1 protein-coding gene is annotated in these 2,110 nt (G+C 38.8%); it reads left to right on the forward strand.

Features of this window, described 5'->3' with window-relative positions; translation table 11 throughout:
• Positions 1 to 2,110: non-ribosomal peptide synthetase (locus PX482_RS20370; protein ID WP_288122934.1), on the forward strand; the 2,110-nt coding region annotated here is incomplete at both ends.

A 2,110-nucleotide genomic window follows, 5' to 3' on the forward strand; every position in this document is an offset into this window, starting at 1 on the left:
ATCGGCTTTTTTGTCAATACCTTAGTCTTAAGAACAGATTTAGCCAGAAATCCCAGTTTTAGCGAGTTATTAAAACAGGTACGAGAAACAGCAACGGATGCTTACGACCATCAAGATTTACCTTTTGAGATGTTAGTAGAGTCCCTACAACCTGAAAGAAATATGAGTTATACTCCTTTATTTCAGGTGATGTTTGGTTTAGATAATGAAATTGTAGATAGTATAGATTTAGAAGGAATAAAAGCCACTCGTCAGCCTTTAGAATTTAAGACATCTAAGTTCGATTTAAGTTTATCTATACAGGTAAAAGAAGCCGGATTAACTGCGATTTGGGAATATAATACAGATCTGTTTGACAAAAGTACAATTGAGCGATTATCAGGGCATTTTGTTAACCTATTAACTGGGATTATTGCTAATCCAGAACAAACCGTTAGCCAATTACCATTACTGACAGAAAGTGAGCGCAATCAGTTATTATTTGATTGGAATCAGACTGAAATTGACTACAAAAATGATTTGTGTCTGCATCAGTTGTTTGAACAACAAGTAAAACAGAATCCACAGGCGATCGCTGTTAAATTAGAAGATGAATTTTTAACCTACGAGGAGTTAAACTGTAAGGCTAATCAGTTAGCCCATTACCTACAATCTTTAGGGGTAAAATCCGATAGTTTAGTCGGGATTTTTGTTGAACGTTCCCTAGACATGATTATCGGAATACTGGGAATACTTAAAGCTGGGGGAGCTTACGTTCCTTTAGATATTAATTATCCCCAAGAGCGAATTACCTATCTTATTGAAGATACTCAACTTAGTATTGTGTTGACGCAATCTAAATTTATTGAGCAACTTCCCAAATTTATACCGAACACTATCTGTTTAGATCAAGACTGGTCAATAATCGCCAAACAGAGTACAGTTAGCCCTCTGGTAGAAGTTGATCAGCACAATTTAGCCTATATTATCTACACCTCTGGCTCCACAGGTCAACCCAAAGGGGTAATGATTGAACATCGCTCAGTAGTCAACTATATACTGACTACTATTCTAGAGTATGGTATTACCTCAGAGGATCAAATTCTGCAATTTTCTTCTATCTGCTTTGATGCTTCCGTTCAAGAAATCTTTGTTAGTTTGTTATCGGGTGCGACCTTGGTATTGCGAACAGAAGAGATGTTGCGCTCTAGTGAGGATTTTTGGCAATGTTGTCAAAAATGGCAATTAACAGTTTTGGGGATTCCTACGGCTTATTGGCATCAATTAGCCTCTGAATTAACCCCTGATACCCTGCCAATTCTCTCAAAGATTAAACTAATTGTCATTGGTGGGGAAGCCATTCAACCGGCAAAAGTCCAGCAATGGCAAACAGTTACGGGTCAATATTCCCCTCTTCCTCGACTATTAAATGGTTACGGACCAACAGAAGCAACCATTGCGGCGACTCTCTCCGAATTTACTTCACCAACTATAACCAATATTCCCATTGGGCGACCCATCAGTAATACTCAGGTTTATATTCTCGATGCTTTCTTACAACCTGTTCCTGTGGGGGTAGCTGGAGAATTACATATTGGTGGTATGGGATTAGCGCGGGGTTATTTTAATCGTCCAGAGTTAACACAAGAGAAATTTATCCCTAATTCTTTTGAGAAGGATGAAGTGATCCCCCCAACCCCCCTTAATAAGGGGGGCAATGAGCCGTCAAAATTATATAAAACGGGAGATTTATGTCGGTATTTACCCGACGGTAATATTGAGTATTTAGGACGGATTGACAATCAAGTAAAAATTCGGGGTTTTCGCATTGAATTCGGAGAAATTGAAACCGTTCTTAGTCAGCACAATGCAGTAAAAACGGCTGTTATTATTGCCCAAGAAGATGAGACAAATCAGAAACGTTTAGTCGCCTATATTATTCCCCAAGTAGAGATTATTTCCCCCCAAAAAGAGAAAAATTCACTTAATGTTACTGAACTGCGGCAATTCCTGAAAGCTAAGTTACCAGAGTATATGATTCCTAGTGCCTTTGTCATTTTGGAATCCCTACCCTTAACGCCTAATGGTAAGACTGATTACCGTGCTTTACCGGCTCCCGAATTCCAAAGCC

Origin of the sequence: Microcystis sp. M53602_WE12 (genome assembly GCF_030065455.1) — a bacterium.
In the GTDB taxonomy this organism is placed as follows: domain Bacteria; phylum Cyanobacteriota; class Cyanobacteriia; order Cyanobacteriales; family Microcystaceae; genus Microcystis; species Microcystis aeruginosa.